Annotated in this window: 1 protein-coding gene; it reads right to left on the bottom strand. The window is 38.7% G+C overall.

Features of this window, described 5'->3' with window-relative positions; translation table 11 throughout:
• Nucleotides 1-64: 64 nt before the first annotated feature.
• Nucleotides 65-424 (bottom strand): metal-dependent transcriptional regulator, encoded by a 360-nt coding sequence (locus QVP40_RS03140; RefSeq protein WP_022067048.1) that lies wholly within the window; start codon nt 422-424, stop codon nt 65-67.
• Between the last annotated feature and the right edge of the window lie 87 nt (nt 425-511).

The following is a 511-nucleotide window of genomic DNA, read 5'->3' as shown; positions in this document are numbered from 1 at the left end:
CGTCCGTCGAGCCACCCGTTTTACGGGTGGGGGCGACTGCTAATTAGCCTGCAGTAGGAAAAAATTATTTGATATGCTTTTTGATTGCTTCAAAGCTTTCAGAACTGATGACATGTTCTATCTTGCATGCATCCTGTGAGGCAATATCTGGATCAACCCCCAGATGTTCCAGCCAGGAAGAAAGAAGAACATGGCGTTCATAAATCTGTGTAGCTATTTCTTTTCCGGATTCAGTTAAATTGATATATCCTTCCGGAGATACTGTGATATGTCCGCTTGTGCGCAGCTTCTTCATAGCTACACTTACGCTGGGCTTTTTAAAATCTAATTCTGTAGCGATGTCCACAGAACGAACAACAGGACGTTTTTTGCTCAATATTAAAATAGTTTCCAGATAGTTTTCACCAGACGGATTTATATACATAGATTGTCACCTCTTATATCATTCAGAATCTTTTATAAAAATTGTATAGTTATTGTATCATAATTCGTGGTATTCAGCCAGATATAT

This window comes from Blautia sp. CAG:257 (assembly GCF_000433815.1).
GTDB lineage: Bacteria > Bacillota > Clostridia > Lachnospirales > Lachnospiraceae > Blautia_A > Blautia_A caecimuris.
Note: the sequence above shows the minus strand (reverse complement) of the source record. Positions and strands in the feature narration are given on the sequence as shown.